Raw genomic sequence first — 23,672 nt, forward strand, 5'->3', positions numbered from 1 at the left:
AGGACTACACCGTCAACGACACCTCCAAGGTCGTCTGCGGCAACGTCAAGACCGCCAACGCCCACGTGTACATCGTCGACACCGTCCTCATGCCCCAGTAGCGTCCGCGCGTCCTGACGACACTCCGGTGGCCCGGCACCCCAGACGGGGAGGTGCCGGGCCACCGGTTCACCGTCGCTCGGCGGAGGGACCTATCGGACGATCGGCTGGCGTATGTCGTCGCGGATCTTGCGGGTCTCCCCGGCCGCGACGTCGAGGTCGGGCGCGATGTGCCGGTCGAACACGACGACGGCGACGGTGTTGGTGTCGGCCCAGGCGCACACCGTCTCCCCGACGTACGCCGCGCAGGTGAACTCGACGTCCGAGCCGGGGACGCGGATCACCCTGCGCGGCTCGAGGACGCTCTTCGAGCCCGTCTCGGTCGCGGACCTGATCATGGAGTCCCGATGCCCCTCGGGGTCCTTGAGCCGCCCGTACAGGCCGGTGATCCGCACGTCTCCGTAAGTGTCCCCGGTCGTGCGGTAGTCGGCGCTGATGTGCGTGGCGTCCTTCTGGGTCGCGTTGTCCGCGACCTTCTCGAGCGAGGGCACCTCGTCCTTCTGCGCGTACGTGCCCTTCGCCATCGTCCCGGCGATGGTGAGCCTGTGCGTGGCCTCGGGGAACGGTTCCTCCGGCTCCCTGGACGCGTACGTCGCGTAGGCCGCCCCGCCGATCAGGAGCAGGGCCCCGGCCACGGCGCCGACGAGCAGCCCCACGCGCATCCGCTCCGGTGGCGCGGACTCCGGTACCGGGTCCCGGAGTTCGGCGTGCCGGCCGACGGCGGCGGTCACGGTGACGGCACTCTCGACGCCACCCGCTCCGGCCCGCGCCGCCACGGTCGGCGGATGCGGCAGCGGGTCCGGCAGCGGGTCCGGTGAGGGCTCCGCCGGGGTGTCCGCCGCCGTGTCCGCCGCCGTGTCCGGCGCCGCCTCCGGTACGAAGAAGTCCAGCAGCTCCTCGGGCGTCGGCCGCCGCCCCGGCTCCTTGGCCAGGCAGGCGGCGACGATCACGCGCAGGCCCTCCGGAAGGGCGGACAGGTCCGCCTCCTCGTGGACCGACCGGTACATCAGCGCCATCGGGGTGCCCTCGCCGAAGGCACTGCCCCCGGCCGCCGCGACCAGCACGGCCCCCAGCGCGAACACGTCCGCCGCGGCGCCGACTTCGCCCCCCTGCGCCTGCTCGGGGGCGAGGAAACCGGGCGTGCCGAAGGCCATGCCGGTGGAGGTGAGCCGGGTCGACTCCAGGGCGCGGGCGATGCCGAAGTCGAGGACGCGGGGACCGTCGTCGGCCATGATGATGTTGCCCGGCTTGAGGTCGCGGTGGATCAACCCGCAGGCGTGGATGGCCTGCAGGGCCTCCGCCAGGGCCGCGCCGAGCAGGCGCAGGTGCCGTTCGTCCATCGGCCCCCGCTCGGCGAGCAGCCCGGACAGGGTCGGTCCCGGGATGTAGGCGGTGGCCAGCCAGGGCGTCTCGGCGTCCGGGTCGGCGTCGACGACCGGCGCCGTGTGGAACCCGCCGACCCTGCGGGCGGCCTCGACCTCGGCGCGGAACCGCGCGCGGAAGTGCGGATCGGCGGCCAGCTCGGCCCGGGCCACCTTGACGGCCACCGTACGTCCGCCACGGGACCGCGCCAGGTACACCGTCCCCATACCGCCCGCGCCCAACTCCCGTTCCAGCGTGTACCCGCCGATACGCCCCGGCAGATCCACGCCCTCCGTCCCTCGCGCCATGTGCGGCACGCTCCCCCCGTCGAGATCCCGGATGCGACGGTGCCCGAACCCCCGGCCGCGGTCACCTGCCGACCGCCGGCTGTCCGTCCGGCCGTCCGGCCGGCATCTCCGCCCCGGCCCGTCGCGCGTCCAGTATGCCCGCGGGCGCGGCTCCGAGCCCGCTCGGCCGGCCCGCGCCGGCCGCGCCGGCCGCGCCGAGGACCGTGGTCCCGTCCGCCGCCGGCCTCGTGCTCGCCCCGGCGGCGCGCCGCCGGCTCACCAGCGGGTGAGGACCAGCTCGATGGAGAAGCCGGGGCCCATGGCGGCGATGACGCCGGGGGAGCCCTCGGGAGGTGGCGTCCGCATGAACGTCTGGAGGACGTGCAGGACGGAGGCCGAGGAGAGGTTTCCGTTCTCCGCCAGGGACCGCCGGGTCGGTTCGAGCGCGTGCGGCGGCAGGCCGAGCGCGTGCTCGACGGCGGTGAGCACCTTCGGCCCGCCGCCGTGCACGATCCAGGCGGCGACCTGCTCCGGGGTGAGCGCGTGCCGGCCGAGGAGTTCGTGGACGGCCGGGGGCAGGTGCTGCGCGGTGAGGGCGGGCACCTCCGGGGAGAGCAGGATCCGCAGGCCGTGCGAACCGATCTCCCAGCCGAGCGCCTCCTCCGAATCGGGCACCAGATGACTGTGGCTGTCCACGAGTTCGGGACCGCCCCGGCCGTCACCCCCGCCCCGCTCGCGGTGCCGCCGCGCTCCGGTGGCCACGACGGCCGCCGCGCCGTCCCCGAAGAGACTGCCGGCGACGATGTTCGCCATCGAGGTGTCCTGTATCTGGTACGCCACGGAGCACAGCTCGACCGAGAGCAGCACGGCCACGTGGCCGGGGTGGGCGAGCAGATAGTCCCGCAGCCGGGCGAGTCCGGCGGCGCCGCCCGCGCAGCCGTTGCCGAACAGCGGAATCCGCCGTACGTCCGGGCGCAGACCGATCCGGTGCGCGAGCCGGGCCTCGAGCGAGGGCACGGCCAGGCCGGTGACGGTCGTGCTGATCACGGCGTCCACGTCCCCGGGCCGTACGCCCGCCGTCCCCAGCGCCTCGGTGAGGACCCGCTCGCCGAGCTCCAGGGCGGTGTCGAGCCAGACGCGGTTGGCGTCGGTGAAGTCGGTGAGCGCGCGCAGTTCCGCGAGCGGCCGGGCGAAGTGGCGCGTCGCCACGCCGGCGTTGGACTGGATCTTGCGGAGCATCAGCCGGCCGGTCCCGGTCCGTCCCAGCGTCGTACCCGCCAGCGCCTCCATGATCTCTTCCTGGGGGAAGCGGTGCGGCGGCACGGCGGTGCGGATCGCCGTCACGCGCGGCCCCGGAACGCGCCGCGCCGGGGCGCTCGGGCCCCGGTCCTCGCGGCTTGTGGTCGTCGGGCCGGTGATCGTGCGGCTCGTCGGCACTGGGCTTTCGACCTTCCCCTGCGTTCTGCGTCGTACGGGCGGCGGTGGCGGTGGTGTGGGGGTGTCGGGGGCGGGGGCGGTGGCGGGGCCGGCTAGTCCGCGGTGAGCAGGAGTACGGCGTTCTGGCCGCCGAACCCGAAGGAGCAACTGATCCCCGCGCCGGCGGCCGGGCGGGGCCGTCCCGCCACGATGTCGAGCTTGTGATCGCCGTCCTGGCCCTCGAAGTTGGCGACGGGGGGCACCATGCCGTGGCTCAGCGCGAGCACGGTGTAGGCCGCCTGGACGGCGCCGGCCGCGCCGAGGGCATGGCCGATCACTCCCTTGGCCGCGGTCACCGGCGGCGTGGTGTCACCGAAGACGCGGGCGAGGGCGGCGGCCTCCGCCGCGTCGTTGAGCGGCGTACCGGTGCCGTGTGCGTTGATGTGCCCGATGTCCCCGGGGCCGCAGCCCGCGTCCCGCAGCGCGGCGGTGATGGCGCGTACGGCACCGTCGCCGTGCGGATGCGGGGCGACGGGGTGGTGGGCGTCGGCACCGGCTCCGTACCCGCGCAGGACGGCGCGGACGCGCGCGCGGCGGGCCCGCGCGTCCGCGGCCCGTTCCAGGACGAGGACGGCGGCGCCCTCGCCGAGGACGAAACCGTCCCGTCGCGCGTCGAACGGGCGGCTGGCCAGGGCGGGTTCGTCACGGCGCCGGGACAGGGCGCGCATGCGGGTGAAGCAGGTGGCCGTCATCCGCGAGCGGGCCGATTCGCTGCCGCCCGCCAGAACGATGTCGCAGGTGCCCGACCGCAGCAGATCGCGGGCCACCCCGAGGGCGGTGGCCCCCGAGGCGCAGGCGCTCGCGGTGGTGAAGTTCGGCCCCCGCGCGCCCAGGTCGAGGGCGACCTCGCCCGCGGCCATGCTGGGCACGCTGCGCGGAAGCGCCAGCGGCGAGACCCGCTCCGGCCGACCCGAGCCGAGGTGCCCGAACTCGGTGACGTACGTGCTCAGGGAGTTGGAGCCGACCCCGAGGACGACACCGACCCGTTCGCCCGGCTCCCCGAGGCCGCCGGCGCGGGGCCCTCCGTCGCCACCGACGCCTTCCTCACAGCCGAGACCGGCGTCGGCGACGGCCCGGCGGGCGGCGACGAGGGCGAACTGGATGAACCGGTCCGTACGCCGCGCCAGCGGCCGTCCCAGTTCCCCGGCGGCGTCGAGACCGGGCACCTGGCAGGAGAAGTCGACCGGAAGCCCGGCGAGTTCGGGGTCGGCGGCGGCCAGCGAGCGGCCCCGGCACAGCGCGGTCCAGTTCTCCTCCGCGGTGTGGCCCGCCGGGGTGACCAGACCGAGACCGGTGACGGCGATCTCAGCCGGCATGGCGCGCTTCGTCGAAGGCACGGGCCGCCTCGGCGAGCGTCGACGCCGGGGAGAGGTCCAGGGTCTCCTCGGGCAGGATCGTCCCGAACTCCTCCTCGGCGGCCACCACCAGCTCCATCAGGGCCAGGGAGTCCACGTCGAGACTCTCGAACGTGGTCGACGGGGTGAGGTCCCCGGGATCGACCTTCACGTCCAAGTGCTCGGTCAGCAGCGTGACAAGCTGCTCGGGCAGGGTGTCCGGGACCGACTGGGTCATGCCTGTGCCTCCCTTGCGCGTACCGCGGCGACCGCGGTGTTCCTGTCGGAGTCCGTGCCGATGATCGTGCCGGTGTTCGGTCTGGTGTTCGTGCCGGTGCCGGTGCCGACGCTCGTGCGCGTGCCGGCGTTCATGCGCGCGAACAGCTCCCGGGCGCGGGCCGCCCGCGCGCCGAGCCGTTCCAGATGGAGCCCGAGCCGGTCCCGCGCCCGCTCACCGGCGGGTCCGAGGCCCGGCAGGGTCGCCACCTTCAGCGTCCGCAGCAGGGGAGCCACCACGTGTTCGCGGTGGACGTCCACGTTGTAGATGCCGGCGGCGGCGATCCGCGCGGCTTTGGCCCGGAAGCCGGGAATCGTCGCACCGGGCATCGCGAACCCGTCCAGCACGTCCGCCAGGGCGGTGAGGGCCGCGTCTGGGAAGAGGGCGAGCGCGTCGGCGAACAGATCCCGGTAGAAGAGCATGTGCAGGTTCTCGTCGGCGGCGATCCGCGCCATCAGCGTCTGCCCGGCGGCGTCGGGGCACGCGGCGCCGGCGTTGCGGTGCGCCTGCCGCGTGGCGAGCTCCTGCACGGTGACGTACGCCAACGAGTGCAGGGGCGTCGGCAGATCGGACCGGAAGCCGGTTCCGACGTGCCGCATCCGCAGCTCTTCGAGGGCGACGGGGTCCACGGCCCGGCGGGCGTGGACGTAGGCGCGCAGCACCGCCGCGTGGCGGTCCTCCTCCGCCGTCCACCGGTGCACCCAGGCACCCCAGGCACCGTCCCGGCCGAACCGGGTGGCGATCTCGAAGTGGTAGCCGGGCAGGTTGTCCTCGGTCAGCAGGTTGACGATCAGCGCGTCCTGAACGGCGCGGGGCAGCGCCGACTGCTCCGGCGCCCAGGCCGTGCCGCCCAACGGACCGTCGTAGTCCCGGCCGGCGCCCCACGGCACGTACCGGTGCGGGAGCCAGTCCCGCGCGGCCTCCAGATGGCGCGCGAGCAGCCGCTCCACCGACGGCTCCAGCTCCCGCAGCACACCCTCCACCGCGACGGCGGCCTCAGTCATCCATCCGCTCCTGCTCGTCTCGCGCAGCATGGCCTGCACCGGGGTGGGGAAAACGACCTTTCACCACGTCGAGCACCGGCGGCGGACGACTCCTCCCGAGATCACCTCACGGAGGTACGACCCGGTCCCCAGGGCTGCTCCATGTGGCCTAGGGCGTGTGTCGAAAGCGACCTGCTCGACCGGGAGACCGCGCCAGGCGGGCGTGCGCCGTACGCTCCGACGCTCCGGACCCGTGGGGAGCGGCCCGGCATCCTCCGCGCGAGGATGCCGGGGCACGACCCTTCAGGCCGGGAGAGGCAGGAGGAGGAGGGGGGCGGTGGTGGGGCGGGGGGAGCCTCCGGCGGGCTCGACGGTGAGTCCGACCGCCGCCGCGTCGGCGGGGCTGCCCTCGATGAGGACGGTGCCGTCGCCCTCGACGAATCCGGCCGGACGCATCGTGCCGTCGTGGTCGAGCCACAGTTGGTAGGTGGTGCCCGCCGGCGGGGCCGGCAGTCCGCTGGTGGAGAAGACGGCCGCGTTGTGGCCGGCCGAGGAGACCACCGTGGTCAGAGCGCCGTTGGCGGTCTTGCCGTGCACGGTCCGGGCGTCGGGCGCGGCCAGGACCGTACTGATCGTGTCCAGGCTCTGCTCGGCCTGACGGGCCCGGTCGCGCAACTCCCGGCCCTGCTGCGTCTGCCATGCCGCGACGCCACCGAGCGCGGCCGCGGCCACACTGGCGGCCAGAGCCAGCGGCACGGCCCGGCGGCGCAGGGCGTCGAGGAACGAGGCGGCGGGGGCGGTGGCCACCACGCGCGGGGGCGACTGCCGTACGTCGTCGACGGCGGCCATGACCGCCGGCTTGAGCGCTGCGGGGGGCGTCCGGGAGGCGGCTGCCGCGAGGCGGGCCGCGGTCGCCTCGAACTCCGCGGCCTCCTGCCGGCACGCCTCGCACTCCTGGAGGTGGGCGGTGAACTGCTGCCGCTCGTCGGCGTCGAGGGCCCCCAGGGCGTAGGCGGCCGCCAGCGTGTGGACGTCGGACGGGTGGTGCTTCACGCGGTCACCCCCATGCAGTCGCGGAGCTTGATGAGCCCGTCGCGCATGCGTGTCTTGATGGTCGGAAGCGGAGCGCGCAGGGCCTCGGCCACTTCACGGTAGGTCAGCCCCTGGTAGTAGGCCAGGGTCACGGCCTGGCGCTGGATCTCGGTCAGACCTCGCAGGCAGCGACGGACCTGTTCGCCTTCCAGCCGGCTCTCCACCTGCTCGACGACCTCGTCGAACGCGGTGGCGTGCTCGCGTGCGGCCTGGGCCTGCTCGCGGTCGGAGGCGGCCTGGGCGGAACGGACCCGGTCCACGGCACGCCGGTGGGCGATCGTCGCCGCCCACGTGGTGACGCTGCCGGCCTCCGAGCGGTAGCGAGCGGCCTGCCGCCACAGGTCGATCATGACCTCCTGGGCGACCTCCTCGGACTGCGCCCGGTCGCGGACCACCTTGATCACGATGCCGAAGACGAGGGGTGCGAGGGCGTCGTAGAGGGTGGAGAAGGCTTGCTTGTCGCCGTGGGCGACCTGCCGCATGACCTCGTCGAGGTCGGTGCGGCCGGTCCGGCCCGGGGTGCCGAAGGGGAGTGGTCGGTTCACCGGAGCGGCTCCGGTTCCGGCGACCCGGTGCGGCGGCCTCGGGCGGCCGTCCCGGGGAAGGGTGTCCATCGCATGTGCGTCCTCGCGGTCGGTGGCTCGTGGCCGGGGGGGCGGAGGTGGCCCCGCCACGGAAGGCGGAAAGGTGCCCTGACCGGTCTTCGTAGCGGATGTGTGTGCGGATGGGTGGCCGTTTCACCCCGGGCGGCGGCCCGGGCCCCTCCTTCGAGTGAACCGGCGGCGAAGGCCGCGTCAGGGGCGTCCGCCCGCCGGAGGCCGGCGGGCGGACGCCCGGTCCCCCGGGCCGGGTCAGGACTCCGCTGCCGCGCCGGACGAGTGCGCGGTCGTGCCCTTGATCATGCCGCAGGTGGCGGGGGCGGTGGCTTCCTGGGGCAGCTTCGGGTCGAGCTCGCTCTTGCCCTTGCCGAAGTCGTACCGACCGTTTCCGTTCGGGTCGATGCCGTGCTGGACCACGTGCAGGTCCTCGATGTGGTCCGCGACGGCCTGGGACACCGCGATGGTGCGCGAGTAGCTCAGGGCACCGTTCTCGTCCGCGACCGGCATGCGGTCGACGGCGAGGCCGCTGGCCTTGGTCGTGTCGCCCTTCGTGGTCAGCGAGATGTTGATGTCGCCGTAGGCCGGCAGGCCCTCCGCCGTGGTGAGGACGCCGTCCTTGTTCGTGTCGGCGCTCATGTCCGGGCAGAAGTGGTCGTGCCCGTCGGTGGAGCCGTGGATGTGCTGGGCGTGCGGCAGGCCGGGCGCCAGACCGCGGACGTCGATCGTCACCTTCAGTTGGCGGCCGTCCAGGGTCAGCGTCGCCGTGCCCCGCGCGCCGGAGTCGTTCAGCGGCTCCAGGGCGATCCGGTAGGTGCGGTCGTGCCGCCCGGAGTCGCTGTCGGCGGCGTGGGCGAACACCGGGGCGGTCAGGGCGAGCGTCAGGGCCACGGGCAGCGACACCGCCCGGGCGAGACGGGTGGAGGTCTTGACTGTCATCTGAATGCATCCCCTTGCGTGGAGTCCACCGGCGAACCGGCGAACCGGCGATCCGGCTGGACCGGGGGGTGGGCGTGAGCCCTCTTGCACAGATGATTCGTCGCACGCCGACCGGCGGATGGGGTGTCGGCGGACGGAGCCGCCCGACGCCTCGTACGTCGGGCGCTCAGGGCGCCGCCACCAGAGGGGGTTCTCCCAGGGGAGCGGTCAGCGCCGCGCGCAGGGCGGCGACGGCGTCGGCGCCGATGCGTTCGGCCAGGACGTCCTCGATGACGGCGAGGGTGTCCTGGGCGCGCCGGTGCACCCGGGCGCCCTCGGCGGTGGGGCGGATCAGGCGGCTACGGGCGGAGGCGGGGTCGGGGGCCTGCTCCAGCAGCCCCATGCCGATGAGGGCGTGCACGGCCTGGTGGGCGGTCTGCCGGGTGACGCCCGTCCGGCGGGCCAGCTCCGAGACCGTCGTGCCGTCCTCGTCGAGGGCGCCGAAGACCGCCGCCTGCCCGACGGTGACCGGCTGCTCGCCGGCCGCCCGCATGCTGGCCAGCAGCGCGTCGTCGAACCAGCGCTTGGCGTCGGTGAGCAACTGGGGCAGGTTGCGCGCGGGGGTGGTCATGGCTCCTCACGGGACGGGGGTTCGAGCATAGCGAGCGCGCGAGGGGTGCCCGCCGCCATGAATGTCAGGTAGCCTGACATTCGCCATGTCGTCGCCCCCGGAGGTCCCCATGACCATGGAGTTCGCCCGTCCCAGCCGCCCGCGTTCCGCCATCCCGGCCGAGCCCGGAAAGCCGTACTTCATCGAGAAGGGCATGGGGGACCGGGCCCACCTCTTCACCGACCTGGTCACCGTCTACGCCGGCGGCGAGCAGACCGAGAACACCTTCAACTTCTTCACCGTCGAGGGCCCCAAGGGCGACGTGATCCCGGCCCACGTCCACGCCGACACGTACGAGGTCTTCTACCTCACCGACGGCGCGGTACGGCTGTTCGTCGAGGACCTGGCGGGCGAGCAGCACGAAAGGCTGCTCACCGCCGGCGACTTCGGCTTCGTACCGAAGAACTGCCCGCACGCCTACCGCATCGAGCGCCACCACAGCCGGGTCGTCGGCGTGGCCGCCGGCCCCGGCGGCACCTTCGAGCGGTTCTTCGAGACCCTCGGCGTCCCGACCGAGGAACTCGGCCTGCCGCCCGAGCCGTACGTCCCCGCACCGCACAAGTTCGCCACCGTGCCGCACCGGTACGACGTGCGCTTCCTGCCCGAGCACCAGTGGCGCACCGGGAGCTGACCGGCATGTCCCACGTCACCGCGTGATCCGGCCCGATCGACACGACACCCCCAGCCCCGGAGAGCCCCCCATGCCGCCGACGCCCGACCTCGCCGCGTTCCTGGCCCCGCCGGCGCCCGAGCGCCTGCCGCTCCCGCCCGCCGCGCACCCCGAACCCGGCGTGCGGCTGCTGCGCGGGGTTCCCTACGCCTACCGGGCGGGCGTCCGGCCCCTGGAGCTCGATCTGTGGCTGCCCGAGGACACCCACGGCCCCCTGCCGGTCATCCTCTACCTCCACGGCGGGGGCTGGCGCGCGGGCACGCGTACGGAGTTGGGGCCCCGCTTCCGCGACTGGAGCCCCGACCCCTTCGCCCGCCTCGCGCGGGCCGGGTTCGCGGTCGCCTCCGCCGACTACCGGCTCAGCGGCGAGGCCGTCCATCCGGCCCAGCTCGACGACGCGACGGCGGCGCTGGACTGGCTGCGTGCCCGCGCCGACGAGCTGGGCCTGGACACCCGCCGGACCGTGGCCTGGGGCGAGTCGGCCGGCGCCCACCTCGCCGCGCTGCTCGCCCTCACCACCCCGGTCGCCGGCTGCGTCGCCTGGTACGGTCCCACCGACCTGACCACCCTGCCCGGCCAGTGCGCGCCCGGCGCCTACGACGCCGGCGACGCCACCACCCGTGAGGCCCTGCTGATCGGAGCGGCGCTCGCCGACGCGCCGGACCTGGCCCGCGCCGCGAGCCCGGTCGCCCACGTGCACGCCGACGCGCCGCCGTTCCTCGTCCTGCACGGCACCGAGGACACGCTCATCCCGCTCGCCCAGGGCGAGCAACTGGCCGCCGCGCTGCGCCGGGCGGGCGCCCGCGTCGACTTCCGGCCCGTCCCCGGCGCCGGCCACGGCTGGGCGGGCCTGACGGACGACGAAGCCGAGCGGTGCCTCACCGCGTCCGTGGACTTCGCCCGCGCCTGCGTCGCCGGCCCGCCTCCCTCCGTACACCCGTAGCCCGCCCCGCGCCCCCACGCGACGAGGGGCGGTACCGGCTCCGGGTCGGTACCGCCCCTTCGGCCCGCGCGCCCGCGCCGGCGCGCGTACGGCACGGTCACGCGCCCCCTGCGGCGGTGAGCTGCTGCTCCAGCGCGGCCAGCGTCCGGTAGCAGGGCAGCACCTGGGCGAGGGAGGAGTTCGGTTCGCGGCCCTCGCGGATCGCGGCGACGAACTCGCGGTCCTGGAGCTCGATGCCGTCCGTCGACACGTCGACACCGCTCACGTCGATCGGCTCGTCCTCGCCGGTGAACAGGTCGTCGTACCGGGCGATGTAGGTGCCGGTGTCGCCGATGTAGCGGAAGAAGCTGCCGAGCGGCCCGTCGTTGTTGAACGACAGCGACAGCGTGCAGAGGGCGCCGTTCTCCGCGCGCAGGTGGACCGACATGTCCATCGCGATGCCGAGCTCGGGGTGGACCGGGCCCTGGATCGCGTGGGCCTGCACGATCGGCGAGCCGGTCTGGTACGCGAACAGGTCGACGGTGTGCGCCGCGTGGTGCCACAGCAGGTGGTCCGTCCACGAGCGCGCCTCGCCGAGGGCGTTGAGGTTGGTGCGGCGGAAGAAGTACGTCTGCACGTCCATCTGCTGGATGCGGTAGTCGCCGGCCTCGATCCGGCGCCGCACCCACTGGTGGCTCGGGTTGAAGCGGCGGGTGTGGCCCACCATGACGACCAGGCCGGTGCGCTCCTGCGCGGCCCGGCACGCCTCGGCGTCGGCGAGGGAGTCCGCCAGCGGGATCTCGGTCTGCACGTGCTTGCCCGCGTCGAGGCAGGCGAGGGTCTGCGCGGCGTGCAGGGGGGTCGGGGTGGCGAGGACGACGGCGTCCCGAGGAGGTGACGTGGAACGAGACATCTCCGGGCTGTCCTCCATGGCGACGCGGCCCGTCCTGGCCGAGCTGTCCGCACACATCCGGATCGCTCACGGACTCCCCGTACGGTTCGATTCCGCCGGCGGGGTCGAGATCGCCCGGCGGGTGCGCGAGGGCGCCGAGGCCGACCTGCTCGTCCTCGCCGACGGCGCGCTGGCCGCGCTGGAGAAGGAAGGACACCTCCTCGCCGGCACGGTACGGCCGCTGTGGATCTCGCAGGTCGTGGCCGCCGTGCCGGAGGGAACCCCCGTCCCGCCCCTCGACACGCCCGCCGGCCTGCGGGCCGCGCTGACGTCCGCGACGGGGATCGCCTACTCCACCGGCCCCAGCGGGACGGCCCTCCTGGACCTGATCGCCCAACTCGGGCTCGCCGAGACGCTGCGCGAGCGCCTCGTCCAGGCGCCCCCGGGCGTGCCGGCGGGCGGTCTGCTGGCGTCCGGCCGGGCCGACCTCGCCTTCCAGCAGCACAGCGAGTTGATGGACCTGCCGGGCGTCGTGGTCGTCGGCCCGCTGCCGGGTGACACCGCCATCAGCTCGACCTTCGGCGGCGCCGTCCTGGCCGCGTCCACCCGGCCCGGCCCCGCCCGCGAGGTCCTCGACCTCCTCGGCTCCGAGACCGCGTCGCGCACCGCCCGCGCCCGGGGCATGCGGACGCCGGACACGGCCTGACGTTCGCGCACCGGCCGTGGATCAGGGCGCCGGTGACGGCAGGGCCGAGCCGGTGGCGGAGACCGAGCCGTACAGCCGGTCCAGGTAGACGCGCAGCCGCCGGGCCATGTCGACGGACTCCGGGTCGAGGGCCCACTGGAGCTGGATCCCGTCCATGACGGCGAGGAGTTCGTGCGCCACGGCCGTGCAGTCGGCGTCCGGGCGGAGCTCGCCGGCGTCGGCCGCGGCCCGGAGGGTGCCGGACAGCCTGGCGACGATCGTCGCGTAGCGGCGCCGGAAGAAGGCGTGCGCGGGGTGGGCCCGGTCGGACGACTCCCCGACCAGGACGTTGAACATCCGGGTGCGGCCCGGGCGGCGGCTGTTGTAGTCGACGAGGTCGATCAACCGCAGGAAGCAGTCCGCGGCGGAGTCGAACTCCGAGGAGAAGAACCGCTCGACGTCGTGCTCCTCGCTGCGCTCCAGCACGGAGACGAGCAGCTCTTCCTTGCTGCCGAAGTGGTGCAGCAGGCCGCCCTGTGTGACGCCGACCTCCTTCGCGATCCGCGCCAGGGAGGAGGCGTGGAAGCCCCACTGCGCGAAGTGCTCCACCGCCACGTCGAGGATGCGCCGACGGCGCTCGTCGCCGACCGCGTACGGGCCCCGCGCCTTGGCGGCCTTGCGCGGTTCCCGGCTGTTCGTCCGATCCATGCCGATCACCGTAGCCAGGCATCCCGGCCACCAGAAGCGGTGTGACCTGGATCACTTTCCGAAAACCTACTACCTACTCAGTTTTCGTGGTTGCCTGTGCTCGCCCACCCGGCGGAGGAGTCGGCCCGGCACCGCCCGGCGGCACGCTCGCGACGATCCGCGGCCTCTGCGCCCCGCTGCACCGCTTCCCGCCTCCCCGCCCTCCCGCTTTTCCGACGCCCCGCACCGCGGCCGTGGGCGTCTCCCCTCATCACTTCTGCGTTCCCGCCGGCGCCAGCCGCCATTGAGGAGTCGGACATGAGCAGTCACAGACCCGAAACCGAGCCCATCTCCGCAGGTGAGGCGGGCCGGACGGACGGCCGGGAGCCGGCGGACCGGCATCCCTCAGGGACGTTGGGCAGGCTCCTGCTTCTGCTGGCCGTCGGCAACACCGCGATGTTCATGGTCTACATGGGTGTCGGCCAGGTGCTGCTGCCCGTGCAGGTCGAGGCGCTGGACCCGGCGGACAAGGTCGCCAACCTCGGCCTCGTCTCCGGCGTCGCCGCCGTGTTCGCGACCCTCTTCAACCCGCTGGCCGGGCTGCTGTCCGACCGCTCCGGGCGGCGCAATCCCTGGATCCTCGGCGGCGGACTCGCCGCACTCGGAGCCCTCGCCCTGCTCGGCGCCGTACGCAGCATCCTCCTCGTCACCGTCGGCTGGTGCCTCGTCCAGGCGACCATGAACGTCTACCAGGCCGCCGTCACCGCCATCGTCCCCGACCGGGTGCCGCTGGAGCGCCGCGGTCTGGCCTCCGCCATGGTCGGCATCGGCACCCCGGTCGGCGCGATCATCGGCGTCACGGTCGCGTCGGCGTACGTGAAGGACGTCCGGACGGGGTACCTCGTCCTGGGAGCGGTCATCGCCGTCGTGGCCGTGCTGTTCACCGCCCTGGTACGGGAGAGGAAGCGGCCCGCCGCCCCGGCGGAGCCCCTGGGGCGCCAACTCGCCGCGTTCGGCTCCGCGATGAAGGAGAGCGACTTCCGCTGGGCCTTCATCGGCAGGTTCCTGCTGATGCTCGGCTATTTCTCCGTCGTGCTCTACCAGTTGTACATCCTGCAGGACCACATCGACCTGCCCGAAGGACTGTCCCCGGCAGGCGCGGTGGCGATCCTCTCCCCGATCGGCGCGGTCTGCACCCTGCTGTCCACCGTGGCCGGCGGTGTCCTCTCGGACCGCGTGGGCCGCCGCAAGCCGTTCATCGCGATCTCCTGCGCCTTCACCGCGATCGGCATGATGATCCCGGTCCTCAGCCCCACCTGGCCCGGCATGCTCGCCTTCGGCATCCTGACCGGTCTGTCCTTCGGATGCTTCATGGCCGTGGACACCGCCCTGGTCACCCTCGTCCTGCCCAGCGCGGGCGACGCCGCCCGGGACATGGGCGTACTGAACATCGCCAACGCCGGCCCCCAGATCATCGCCCCGTTCATGGCCTCGGTGGTCGTCGCCTCCCTCGGCGGCTACGCCGCGCTCTTCGTCACCGGCGCCGTCATCACCGTCCTGGGCGCCCTCTCCGTCCTCCCGATCCGCGGCGTGCGCTGAAACACCGCCCCCCTTCCCCACCAGGAGAAAACCCATGACTCCCGCTGCCCGCGACGACGGCCACCCCTACCAGGACCCCTCCCGCACCGTCGACGAGCGGGTCGCCGACCTCCTCGCCCGGATGACCCTGGAGGAGAAGGCAGGGCTCCTCTTCCACACCGTGCTCCCGCTGCACCCCGACGGCCGGCCCGTCGAGTCCGGCGAGGACGCACCCGTCCCCGCCGACACCACCGGCGCGATCCGCTCCAAGCTGATGAGCCACTTCAACCTCTTCGGCACGGCCGGACCCCGGCAGATGGCGCGGTGGCACAACACCGTCCAGGAGCTCGCCGCCGGCACCCGCCTCGGCATCCCGGTGACCGTCTCCACCGACCCCCGCCACTCCTTCACCACCCACATCGGCGCGTCGATGAGCGCCGGGGCCTTCTCCGCCTGGCCGGAGCCGACCGGGCTCGCCGCCACCCGCGACCCCGAACTCGTCCACCGCTTCGCCGACATCGCCCGCCGCGAGTATCTCGCCGTCGGACTGCGCGTGGCCCTGCACCCGCAGATCGACCTCGCCACCGAGCCCCGCTGGTCGCGCCAGTCGGGCACCTTCGGCGCCGACGCGACACTGACGAGCGAGCTGGTCCAGGCGTACGTCCGCGGCTTCCAGGGCGAGACGCTCGGCGCCGGCAGTGTGGCCACCATGGTCAAGCACTTCCCGGGCGGCGGCCCGCAGAAGGACGGCGAGGACCCGCACTTCCCGCACGGCAAGGAGCAGATCTACCCCGGCGGCATGCGGGACTATCACCTGGCGCCGTTCGAGGCCGCCCTCGCCGCTGGAGCCTCGCAGATCATGCCGTACTACGGGCAGCCCGTCGGCACCGACTGGGAGGAGGTCGGCTTCGGCTTCAACCACGGCGTCATCACCGGACTGCTGCGCGAAAAGCTGGGATTCGACGGCATCGTCTGCACCGACTGGGGCCTGCTCACCGACCACGAGATCTTCGGCGAGACACACCGGGCCCGCGCCTGGGGCGTCGAGCACCTCACCGTCGCAGAGCGCGCGGCGAAGGCCCTCGACGCGGGCGCCGACCAGTTCGGCGGCGAGGCGTGCCCCGAGACCGTGGTGGACCTGGTCCGCTCCGGCCGCGTCGACGAGAAGCGACTCGACGTCTCCGTACGCCGCCTGCTGCGCGAGAAGTTCGTCCTGGGTCTCTTCGACCACCCCTACGTCGACCCCGACCTGGCCGAGGAGATCGTCGGGAACAGCGAGTTCCGCGGCGCCGGCGAGAGCGCCCAGCGCCGCTCGCTGACCGTCCTGGTGAACCGCGACCGCACCCTGCCGGTGACCTCCCCACGCCCGAAGCTGTACGTGGAGGGCATCGACCCCCGGACCGCGTCCCGGTACGGGGACGTGGTCGGCGACGCGGCCGAGGCGGACCTCGCCGTCCTGCGGCTGCACACACCGTACGAGCCGCGGGACAACCGCTTCGAGGCACTCTTCCACTCGGGACGGCTGGACTTCACCGAGGAGGAGCTCAGCCCGATCCTGCGGCTGCTCGACACCGTGCGGACCGTCGTGTTCCTCAACCTCGAACGGCCCGCCGTCGTCCCTGAGATCGCCGCACGGGCCGCCGCGCTCGTCGCCGACTACGGCGCGAGCGACGAAGCGCTGCTCGACGTGGCCTTCGGGCGCGCCCGCGCCGAGGGGCGGCTTCCGTTCGAGATGCCCCGCTCGATGGCCGCCGTCGAGAACTCCCGCCCCGACGTACCGCACGACACCGCGGACCCGCTCTTCCCCTACGGCGCCGGTCTCGCGATCTGACGGCGCGGGCCTCAGCCGCCCCCACCGGCCTTCCTCGACCTCCCTCGTCATCCATCGACACCCCTAGCCCCCATAGACGGTCGTCGACACCCATAGACGGTCGTCTACACCCATCGACATCCCTCGACACCGAAGGAACCCCTCGTGGCACGCACCCCGCGCACCCTCCTCGTCCTCTCCCTCTCCCTCGCCGGCGCGACGGCCGCCGTCCTGTCGTCCCTCGGCACGGCCGCCACGGCCGACACCCCTTCCCCCACGACGGCCGATTCCTCCACCTCCTCCGCACCGTCGCTGGCCGGCCTGCGGGTGCTGCTCTCCAACGACGACTCGATGCAGGCCGCCAAGGCGTCCCACGCCGACGGCCTCGGCCTGTACGAGATCCGCAAGGCGCTGTGCGACGCCGGCGCCGACGTCGTCGTCATGGCGCCCTGGCAGGTGCAGTCCGGCAAGGGCACCGCCGTCACCAACGGCGGCACCCTCACGCTCGCGGAGCGCACCCGGCTTCCCGCGGGCTACGAGAACGACTGCTCCGGCACCCCCTCCGGGTCCCCGGTCTACGGCATCTGCCTGTCCGACCGGCCCTGCGCCGCGGACAGCCCGAGCGCGACCCCCTCCGACACCGTCAAGTTCGCCCTGCGCACCGGCCTCGCCGCGAAGGCCGGCTGGACGGACGGCCCCGATCTGGTGGTCACCGGCATCAACTCCGGACCCAACGTCAGCGCCCAGGTGAACGACTCGGGCACCGTGGGCGCCGCCCTCGCCGCCATCGACCAGGGTGTTCCGGCGGTCGCCTTCTCCTCGTCCGGCGACGCCTCCCAGACCCGGTTCCCGGTGGCCAACTACCGGGCCCACGCCCGCTTCGCGGCCGGACTCCTCGCCGGGATGCGCGACCGCGGCCTCTTCACCGACCGCTTCGCGCTCAAGGTCGACTATCCGGACGTGAGCGCCGGACAGCGGGCCAAGCCCCCCGTGTGGTCGAGCGTCGGACACGGGCAGGTCGTCTGGCACGCCTACCGGCCCGCGGCGCCCGGTGGCGCGGACAGCTACGACATCACGCTCGGCGTCTGCCCGGACCGCCCCGGCGACCGGTGCACCGAGACCGTCAGGGACGCCGATTCCACCGCCCTGCTGAAACGGGGTCACATCACGGTCGTTCCCGTCACCGCCGACCGCACCTACGGCGTACGGACGGACGGCGGACGGGAGTTGAGCAGCCTGAGGCACTACGTCGCCCACGACGCCCCCCGCTCCTGAGCCCTCGCACGCCGCACCGGCCCCGTCGCCGCCGACGGGGAATCGGCGACTGCACGCCGCTGGGGTTCCGCCGCGGAGGGCCGGGCGGGATGCTGGATCCATGAAGACGGCGGGGCGGGTCCTCAGAAGGCTGGTGACGGTGACCGGCGGCGTGTGGGTGGCCTCCGAGGTCGTGGCGGGGTTACGGGTCGGCGGCGCCGGGGCCGAGCGGGCGGGGACCGTGGTGGTGCTCGCCGCCGTGTTCACCGCCGCCGTCCTGCTCGTGCCCTGGCCCTTCACGCGGACGCTCGGGCGGGCCGTGGTCCGGAACCAGCGGCGCATGGTGGAGGAGCCCGACTGGGGCAGCTCCGACCGGGAGTTCTTCGCGCCGATGCGCCGGCACTTCCTCCACGTCGGCCTCGGCATGGTCCTGTCGGCCCTCGTGCTGATGGTGGTGGGGCCCGCCGGCCTGTGGGCCGGGGCGGAGCTCGGGGCCCGGCTCGGACGGGACGTCGCACTCGACGGCGGGCTCAGGACCCTGCTCACGGCCGGGCTCGTCGTCGTCGCCGTGGACACGGTGCTGCTGCTCGTGCTCGCCGTGCCGGTGAAGCGCCGCCGCCCCGGGGCGCTGCGGGCGCTGGCCGGCTTCGTCCTCTGCCTCGCGGGTCTGGCGCTCGCGGCGGCGTGGCTGGACGGCGTGGCGGCGACGGGGACGCGATGGCTGACCCTCGCCGTCGTCGCCGCCCTGTTCCATCTGCGCTTCCGGCTGACCCTGACGCTGCCCGTGCCGGGAGTGGCGTCGCTGATCCTCGTGTCGGTCAACGCGCTGGTGCTCTGGCTCATCGTGTGGCTCACGGGCCTGCTCCACGTCGACGGCTTCTGGCCCCTCGTCGGGACGGCCGCCCTGATGTGGGCGGCGGAATGGCCGAGCCGCCTCGCCGACGCCGCCGCGCAAGCCCGGACCGCCCCGCCCCCGCCGCCCCCGCACGACCCCTTCTGGCCGGACCACCACCTGCCCCAGACTCCGCTGTACTGACCGGAGCCCGGGGCGCCTGCGGGCGTCTCAGGCCAGGTGGTCGGCGATCAGGGCGGCGAACTCGTCCTCCGTGAGCACCCGCGTGCCGAGCTGCTCCGCCTTGGCCAGCTTCGCCCCGGCGCCCTCACCCGCGACGAGCAGGGTCGTCTTCTTCGACACCGTGCCGGACGCCTTGCCGCCGGCACGCTCGATCAGCTCGTTCATCTCGTTGCGGTTGCGCCCGGCCAGCGGGCCGTGCATGCCGCCCGTGACGACGACCGACTCGCCCGCCAGCGGCCTGCTCTCCGGGCCCACCTCGCCTGCGCCGGGCTCGACCATGTTCACCCCGGCCTCGGCCAGCTTGTCGATGACCGGGCCCAGCGCGGCGATGTGCGCCGCGATCTTCGGGGCGTTGGCCGCCGGAAGCTTGTTCACCTCCGCCAACTCCTCCGGCGTGGCGGCCCGGATGGCGTCCATCGTGCCGAAGTGGCGGGCGATCTCCCGCGAGAGCGTGCGGCCGGTCCGTATCACGCCCAGCGCGCAGAACACGCGGTTCAGCGGCTGCTTCCTGGCCTCCGCGAGCCGGGCCAGAAGCGAGTCGGCGCGCTTGTCGCTGCCCGTCGCCCCGGCGAGCTGCTCCCTGGTGAGGAAGAACAGGTCGGCGACGTCGGCGACCAGGCCGGCCTCGACGAGCGCCTCCAGGTAGGTCAGGCCCAGACCGTCGATGTCGAGCTGGTCGCGGCCCACGGCGTACTTCAGGGACGGCAGCTTCCCGCACCCGCCGCTCGCCCCGCCCGCGCACTCCCACCGCTCACCGGACATGTCGATGTCCCCGCCGCACCCGGGGCAGACCTCGGGCAGGACGATGTCGCTCACTCCGGCTGCCATGGAGCGCTTTAATGCTCAGGTGGTGAACCGGACACAGATGCACGACTGCTACGGGGACGTCGACCGTGTCCCGGCACTTCTGGAACGGGTGGAGGTCGAGGACGACGCCGAGACATGGGAGGAGCTGGGATACCGGCTGATCCTCGAACACGACCTGGTCTTCCCCGCCAGCTTTGCCGCACTGTCGCGTCTTATACGTCTTGCCTCCACGAGCGCACCGGCGCGTGGACTGGCGGGAGCGATCCTGCGACGCGCGGCAGGGCACCACGGCTGCGACGATCTGCTGGCGGACTGCGCCGACGAGATCGCGGAGTTCCGCAAGCTGCTGGACCGGCACCTGCAATCGCAGCCGGTCGACTACCTCACGGTCTTCCGCGATTCGCTCGCGGCCATGGAGGAGTATCACTGGAGTGCCGTCCTGGGGGACTTCACGGACGACTTCTACCACCTGGCCTGCCCCAACTGCGCCGTGGAAGTGACGATCGCCATCGGGGACCACGGGCGCTATTCAGCGATCCGGGACTGGAACCTGGGCGACGTGGCCCGTCGTGGCCTACGACCGGCTTCCTCCGAGGAACTTTCCGGCGTCGGGCGCTGGATGTACGAGACTGCCGTCCGCGACGGGCACGAGCCACTCGCCAACGGAATCGCCCACCTCTTCGGCAAGGCGGAATGCCCTCACTGTGCCAGCGTGTTCAACATCGCAGACGAATACACATCAGCCAATCGCCCCATCCTGTGGTAGGCCAGGGCGAATCGGAAGTAAGAGAGAAGCTCGGTTCCTTGCAGACCGGAAGCCATGAAGGCAATGCTCTGGCCAGGAGGCCGGCCGAGTCGCGTACGCGGAGCTCCGCCCGTTGCTGACGAGGAGGTTGGATATGGCACGGAGAGCGCTGGCAGAGGCCGAGGGTCTGCTCGAGAGAGAGCTGAGAGCTGACCGGCACATGCTTGCCGACCTGACTACGGAAGAAGCGTGGCTCGCGTTTCTCCGTTTCGGCCGACGGCTGTTCGACGTCTCCAACACCCCTGACGCTGACGGCCTCCTGTTCCAATACGGAACCTACTCGTTCGACGGCCCTCGATTGTTCACGCTGGACCTGGTCCGACAGTTTGCGATCTCCGACAGCGACGGTGAGCACGACCATTACGTGCAGGTCCACTGCGAGCTTCGATACGCACCCGCTCCCGCCCTGGAGGTCCTGGGCAGCTTCGACTCATGGTTTTTCCACGATGCCGGAGAAGACCTCGAAGGGTGGTCCCGAAGCCTGACAGAACGGGCAGCCTGGAACGCCATCAAGACACTTGAACCAGCCGAGATCAGGGTGTACCAGGAACGGGTGTAGTCGGTCCGGCCTGAGCTTGTCGCTGAACGTCAGGAGTTCGGCTGGGCGCTCTTGCTACCCGCCACGGGGGTCACCTGGTCGGTCCAGGACCAGGGTTCCCGGGGTGAATCCCACGTCACTTCGACGTCGGCTTCGTGAAAGTCGTGGGCGAGTGCCACGACCATGGCGGCCGCGGCGGTCCGCGCCTCGGCCGGGTCGGCATTGATCGGCACGTCCGCGAGGCGCCCGCAGAGCATTCCGTCTTCCACGGTGAGGACACTGTGGCACCAGCCTTCCGGCGTCGACAGCAGGACGATGCCTTGGGGCATGCCGCAGGAAGGCCGCATCTTCTGTTCCCGCTTTCGTGTCACCGTGGAGCCATCCAACATCGTCCGCTTCTTGCGAGTGTCCCGACCTTGGAGGCGTCGTCGAGAACGGTGTCCCCATCGGCGTAGTACGCCGCTGCGGCGGCGAGGGCCTGCTCGACCGCGAGGTCGTACGCGGCGCGGTCGGTGAGCGAGAGGGCGGGTGCGGCAGTCGTCATGGAGTGATCATGGCGCGGGGGTCTGACAATCGGACTCCACCCGTCCGCATGCGCCCCCTCGCAGACGCCGCTCCGGCGGCGTCACACAGTCCCGGCCCCGCTCGCGCCGCCGGCCGCTGTCGCCGTCGCATGCGCGTAGTCCAGCAGCGTCCGGCGCGCGCTCCACCCCTGCGCCTCGGCCTTGGCGACGTCCAGGACGACCGGGTGCGCGAGCTGCTGCACGGCGTAAGGGGTGAGCGCCGGCTCGGTCTGCGGGCGCAACCTGGCCAGGGCCTGGGCGGCGCTCGCCGCGGCGCGGGCGGCCGGGAGTGGAAGATGCCCGACGCGGGCCCGTACGCCGTGGGCGCGCAGCACCGTCCGTATCGCCTCGTCCCGGTCGTACGGTGCCGGGTCGGCGATGTTGTACGCGCCCGGGGGCCAGTCGGCCGCCCCGAGACAGGCGTCGGCCAGGTTCTCCACGGCCGTCAGGCTGAGCCGCACGCTGGGCCCCGGCAGCAGGAGCAGTCCGCGGCGCACGCGCGACAGCAGCCGGGGCACCAGATGCGGATCCCCGGCCCCGTACACCGCCCTCGGCCGCAGCACCACGGCACCCGCGGCGAGCGCCAGCGCCTCACCGGCGGCCTTGGTCCGGCCGTACGCGTTCAGGTGCCCCCGCACCGGATGGTCCTCGGTGATACGCGAACGCCCGCGCCCGGGCGCGTACACACTGGCACTGCTCACCCACACCACCGGCCGGCCCGCGGCGGCCTCGAGGAGCCGCGCCGTGCCGTCGACGTTGACGGCACGCATCGCGGCCTCGGCGCGCGAACCGGGCACCGGGTCACCCACCGCCGCCGCGCAGTGCACGACCACGTCCGCCCCGGACAGGTCCGGCACCTCGCGGGCGGCGTCCCAGGGGACGTGCCGGCCGACCGGCCCGGGGCGGCGCCCGACGCACAGCACCTCGGCGCCCCGGGCGGCGGCCGCGGCGGCGACATGGGAGCCGCAGAAGCCGCTCGCCCCTGTGACGGCGACCGTGGTCATCGGTCCTCCGGGGACAGCCGGGCCGCCCTTATGGCCAGGGAACGCCAGCCGGGAAGGGCCGCGCCCCGGTCGACCCGGGCGCGCACGACGGTGGGACGGTACGGGGCCAACACGGCGAGCAGATCGTCGAGTTGGGCGAGGGCCAGGCGGGCGCCGGGACAGGCGTGGCTGCCCGCGCCGAAGACGAGCCGGGCCTCGCCGGGCGGAGCGGGGCGGTGGGCGTCCGGCGGGTCGCTGTGGGCGCGGGCCGCGTGCCGCGCCACGAGGATCAGACGGTCCCCGGCCCGTACGGGACAGCCGTCCAGTTCCGCGTCGGCCGCCGCCACGCGCGGCAGCAGCGGCGAAGGGGCGATCACCCGCAGCAACTCGCCGACCAGGACGGGCCGCAGCCGGTCGTCGGCCGCCTGGCCCCACAGCCGCGCGTCGGCGCACCAGGCGACGGCGCGCGGCAGCGCCGCCACCGTGGTGTTGACGGCGGCGACCGCGAGCATGGCCCGCAGGGCCGGTTCCGCCCGATCGCCGGGGTCTGCCGTGGCGAGCAGTTCCTCCAGCCGCGCCGCCGCCGCGGCCGCCGCCCGAGCGGCACCGGGCGGCCGCGGGCCCGGCAGATGGTCGCGCACGGCGGCGGCCGCCGCGCACGCGGCCGCCTCGGCGATGTGCTCGGAAGGGGCGGTGGTGCCGAGGAGCGCGCGGACGGTGGCCCCGGCCAGTTCGCGGGCCAGCGGGACGAGGTCCACCGTGTGCCCGGCGGCGAGCGGCGCCGTACGGCGGGCCAGGACCTCCCGCCACACCGGGCGCAGGCGCTCCACCCCGGCCGCCCCGAGGTCCTCGGCGACCGCCCGCCGCGCGTCGCGGTGGCCCGCGCCCTCCTGGTCGAACAGCGCGCCCCCGACCGACAGTTCGCGCGCGGCGCCACCCGTGGTGCCCGCCGCGGTGCGGTCGAGCGGGACGCGGGCGAGGGCCTGCCGGTACGGCTCGGTGCCGTGCACCAGCACGGCGCCGCCGATCCGGGCCACCGGCCGCCGGCGCGTCGCGGCCAGCAGACCGAAGAGCACGGGGTGGGAGCGGGTGTACACCCGCCGGTCACGGCGCCGGGCGCGAGCCGTCGCGGCGGCCGTGGGCGCGGCCACCGGGGTGGGCGTGGGCAGGGAGTCGGTCAACGGACGTGCCCTTCAGTGGGGTCGGTGGGCTGATGGCGGCGGTCGTCGCATCGGGGGTGTGTCCGGCTGGTGTCACAGGGCCGCAGCGGGCGCGGGGCGGTGCGGGCGAACCCGTAGACAGGGCACGG

At 73.7% G+C, this 23,672-nt stretch carries 26 protein-coding genes; 10 read left to right on the top strand and 16 right to left on the bottom strand.

The window, feature by feature from the left end; translation table 11 throughout:
* Nucleotides 1-101 (top strand): fasciclin domain-containing protein (locus ABZ135_RS26395; RefSeq protein ID WP_356698940.1); only part of this gene is annotated, 101 nt, incomplete at its 5' end.
* A gap of 90 nt (nt 102-191) precedes the next feature.
* Here ABZ135_RS26395 and ABZ135_RS26400 read toward each other — a convergent pair.
* The 9 genes from ABZ135_RS26400 to ABZ135_RS26440 form a co-directional block, all read right to left on the bottom strand.
* Entirely contained in the window at nt 192-1,769 is a 1,578-nt protein-coding gene (locus tag ABZ135_RS26400; protein ID WP_356698793.1) for a serine/threonine-protein kinase, read from the bottom strand.
* Between the two features lie 255 nt (nt 1,770-2,024).
* Nucleotides 2,025-3,092 (bottom strand): 3-oxoacyl-[acyl-carrier-protein] synthase III C-terminal domain-containing protein, encoded by a 1,068-nt coding sequence (locus ABZ135_RS26405; protein WP_356698794.1) that lies wholly within the window; start codon nt 3,090-3,092, stop codon nt 2,025-2,027.
* Nucleotides 3,093-3,277: 185 nt separating this feature from the next.
* On the bottom strand, nt 3,278-4,540 hold the full coding sequence (locus ABZ135_RS26410; RefSeq protein ID WP_356698796.1) for a beta-ketoacyl-[acyl-carrier-protein] synthase family protein: 1,263 nt from the start codon (nt 4,538-4,540) through the stop codon (nt 3,278-3,280).
* Nucleotides 4,530-4,796, bottom strand: a complete 267-nt coding sequence (locus ABZ135_RS26415) for a phosphopantetheine-binding protein (protein ID WP_356698798.1) — start codon at nt 4,794-4,796, stop codon at nt 4,530-4,532. The genes ABZ135_RS26410 and ABZ135_RS26415 overlap by 11 nt, the downstream gene beginning before the upstream one ends.
* A complete protein-coding gene (locus ABZ135_RS26420) occupies nt 4,793-5,839 on the bottom strand; it encodes an acyl-ACP desaturase (RefSeq protein ID WP_356698799.1) in 1,047 nt (348 codons plus the stop codon). The genes ABZ135_RS26415 and ABZ135_RS26420 overlap by 4 nt, the downstream gene beginning before the upstream one ends.
* A gap of 282 nt (nt 5,840-6,121) precedes the next feature.
* Nucleotides 6,122-6,871: an anti-sigma factor gene (locus ABZ135_RS26425; RefSeq protein WP_356698801.1), complete on the bottom strand. Its 750-nt coding sequence runs from the start codon at nt 6,869-6,871 to the stop codon at nt 6,122-6,124.
* Nucleotides 6,868-7,455, bottom strand: coding sequence for an ECF RNA polymerase sigma factor SigK (sigK, locus tag ABZ135_RS26430; protein WP_356698803.1), 588 nt, complete (start codon nt 7,453-7,455; stop codon nt 6,868-6,870). Before sigK ends, ABZ135_RS26425 begins: the two co-directional genes overlap by 4 nt.
* A gap of 306 nt (nt 7,456-7,761) precedes the next feature.
* Entirely contained in the window at nt 7,762-8,445 is a 684-nt protein-coding gene (locus tag ABZ135_RS26435) for a CHRD domain-containing protein (RefSeq protein ID WP_356698805.1), read from the bottom strand.
* A 166-nt stretch (nt 8,446-8,611) separates the two neighbouring features.
* A complete protein-coding gene (locus ABZ135_RS26440; RefSeq protein WP_356698806.1) occupies nt 8,612-9,055 on the bottom strand; it encodes a MarR family winged helix-turn-helix transcriptional regulator in 444 nt (147 codons plus the stop codon).
* Between the two features lie 109 nt (nt 9,056-9,164).
* On the opposite strand from ABZ135_RS26440, the gene ABZ135_RS26445 reads away from it, so the two are divergent.
* Nucleotides 9,165-9,725, top strand: coding sequence for a quercetin 2,3-dioxygenase (locus ABZ135_RS26445; protein ID WP_356698808.1), 561 nt, complete (start codon nt 9,165-9,167; stop codon nt 9,723-9,725).
* Nucleotides 9,726-9,795: 70 nt separating this feature from the next.
* Nucleotides 9,796-10,707, top strand: a complete 912-nt coding sequence (locus tag ABZ135_RS26450) for an alpha/beta hydrolase (protein ID WP_356698810.1) — start codon at nt 9,796-9,798, stop codon at nt 10,705-10,707.
* A 97-nt stretch (nt 10,708-10,804) separates the two neighbouring features.
* Here the strand turns inward: ABZ135_RS26450 and ABZ135_RS26455 are convergent, their stop codons facing one another.
* On the bottom strand, nt 10,805-11,599 hold the full coding sequence (locus ABZ135_RS26455) for a Gfo/Idh/MocA family oxidoreductase (RefSeq protein ID WP_356698812.1): 795 nt from the start codon (nt 11,597-11,599) through the stop codon (nt 10,805-10,807).
* On the opposite strand from ABZ135_RS26455, the gene ABZ135_RS26460 reads away from it, so the two are divergent.
* Nucleotides 11,586-12,284 carry a substrate-binding domain-containing protein gene (locus ABZ135_RS26460; RefSeq protein ID WP_356698814.1) on the top strand — a complete coding sequence of 233 codons (699 nt, stop codon included), beginning with the start codon at nt 11,586-11,588 and terminating at the stop codon, nt 12,282-12,284. The two genes, ABZ135_RS26455 and ABZ135_RS26460, sit on opposite strands and share 14 nt — an antisense overlap.
* Before the next feature lie 21 nt (nt 12,285-12,305).
* On the opposite strand, the gene ABZ135_RS26465 is transcribed toward ABZ135_RS26460, so the two are convergent.
* Nucleotides 12,306-12,971 (bottom strand): TetR/AcrR family transcriptional regulator, encoded by a 666-nt coding sequence (locus tag ABZ135_RS26465; protein ID WP_356698816.1) that lies wholly within the window; start codon nt 12,969-12,971, stop codon nt 12,306-12,308.
* A 297-nt stretch (nt 12,972-13,268) separates the two neighbouring features.
* On the opposite strand from ABZ135_RS26465, the gene ABZ135_RS26470 reads away from it, so the two are divergent.
* From ABZ135_RS26470 to ABZ135_RS26485, 4 genes are all read left to right on the top strand, one after another.
* On the top strand, nt 13,269-14,549 hold the full coding sequence (locus ABZ135_RS26470; RefSeq protein WP_356698818.1) for an MFS transporter: 1,281 nt from the start codon (nt 13,269-13,271) through the stop codon (nt 14,547-14,549).
* Nucleotides 14,550-14,583: 34 nt separating this feature from the next.
* On the top strand, nt 14,584-16,359 hold the full coding sequence (locus ABZ135_RS26475) for a glycoside hydrolase family 3 N-terminal domain-containing protein (RefSeq protein ID WP_356698819.1): 1,776 nt from the start codon (nt 14,584-14,586) through the stop codon (nt 16,357-16,359).
* Nucleotides 16,360-16,503: 144 nt separating this feature from the next.
* A complete protein-coding gene (locus tag ABZ135_RS26480; RefSeq protein WP_356698821.1) occupies nt 16,504-17,613 on the top strand; it encodes a 5'/3'-nucleotidase SurE in 1,110 nt (369 codons plus the stop codon).
* A 100-nt stretch (nt 17,614-17,713) separates the two neighbouring features.
* Nucleotides 17,714-18,628 carry a hypothetical protein gene (locus ABZ135_RS26485; protein WP_356698822.1) on the top strand — a complete coding sequence of 305 codons (915 nt, stop codon included), beginning with the start codon at nt 17,714-17,716 and terminating at the stop codon, nt 18,626-18,628.
* Between the two features lie 27 nt (nt 18,629-18,655).
* Here ABZ135_RS26485 and ABZ135_RS26490 read toward each other — a convergent pair whose 3' ends face one another.
* The gene (locus ABZ135_RS26490; protein WP_356698824.1) at nt 18,656-19,495 is read right to left on the bottom strand and encodes a BRCT domain-containing protein; all 840 of its coding nucleotides are present in this window, start codon (nt 19,493-19,495) and stop codon (nt 18,656-18,658) included.
* Here ABZ135_RS26490 and ABZ135_RS26495 point away from each other — a divergent pair.
* Together ABZ135_RS26495 and ABZ135_RS26500 are read left to right on the top strand one after the other, a co-directional pair.
* Nucleotides 19,494-20,240, top strand: a complete 747-nt coding sequence (locus ABZ135_RS26495) for a hypothetical protein (protein ID WP_356698825.1) — start codon at nt 19,494-19,496, stop codon at nt 20,238-20,240. The genes ABZ135_RS26490 and ABZ135_RS26495 overlap by 2 nt on opposite strands.
* A gap of 133 nt (nt 20,241-20,373) precedes the next feature.
* Nucleotides 20,374-20,838: a hypothetical protein gene (locus tag ABZ135_RS26500; protein ID WP_356698827.1), complete on the top strand. Its 465-nt coding sequence runs from the start codon at nt 20,374-20,376 to the stop codon at nt 20,836-20,838.
* Nucleotides 20,839-20,867: 29 nt separating this feature from the next.
* Here ABZ135_RS26500 and ABZ135_RS26505 read toward each other — a convergent pair whose 3' ends face one another.
* The 4 genes from ABZ135_RS26505 to ABZ135_RS26520 all read right to left on the bottom strand — a co-directional run bounded on the left by ABZ135_RS26505 (nt 20,868) and on the right by ABZ135_RS26520 (nt 23,544).
* On the bottom strand, nt 20,868-21,206 hold the full coding sequence (locus ABZ135_RS26505) for a hypothetical protein (RefSeq protein ID WP_356698829.1): 339 nt from the start codon (nt 21,204-21,206) through the stop codon (nt 20,868-20,870).
* Entirely contained in the window at nt 21,185-21,361 is a 177-nt protein-coding gene (locus ABZ135_RS26510; protein WP_356698831.1) for a hypothetical protein, read from the bottom strand. The genes ABZ135_RS26505 and ABZ135_RS26510 overlap by 22 nt, the downstream gene beginning before the upstream one ends.
* 81 nt (nt 21,362-21,442) lie before the next feature.
* Nucleotides 21,443-22,384 (bottom strand): NAD(P)-dependent oxidoreductase, encoded by a 942-nt coding sequence (locus ABZ135_RS26515; protein WP_356698832.1) that lies wholly within the window; start codon nt 22,382-22,384, stop codon nt 21,443-21,445.
* Nucleotides 22,381-23,544, bottom strand: a complete 1,164-nt coding sequence (locus ABZ135_RS26520) for a cytochrome P450 (RefSeq protein WP_356698834.1) — start codon at nt 23,542-23,544, stop codon at nt 22,381-22,383. Before ABZ135_RS26520 ends, ABZ135_RS26515 begins: the two co-directional genes overlap by 4 nt.
* Nucleotides 23,545-23,672 lie beyond the last annotated feature (128 nt).

Origin of the sequence: Streptomyces sp. NPDC006339, assembly GCF_040612775.1 — a bacterium.
GTDB lineage: Bacteria > Actinomycetota > Actinomycetes > Streptomycetales > Streptomycetaceae > Streptomyces.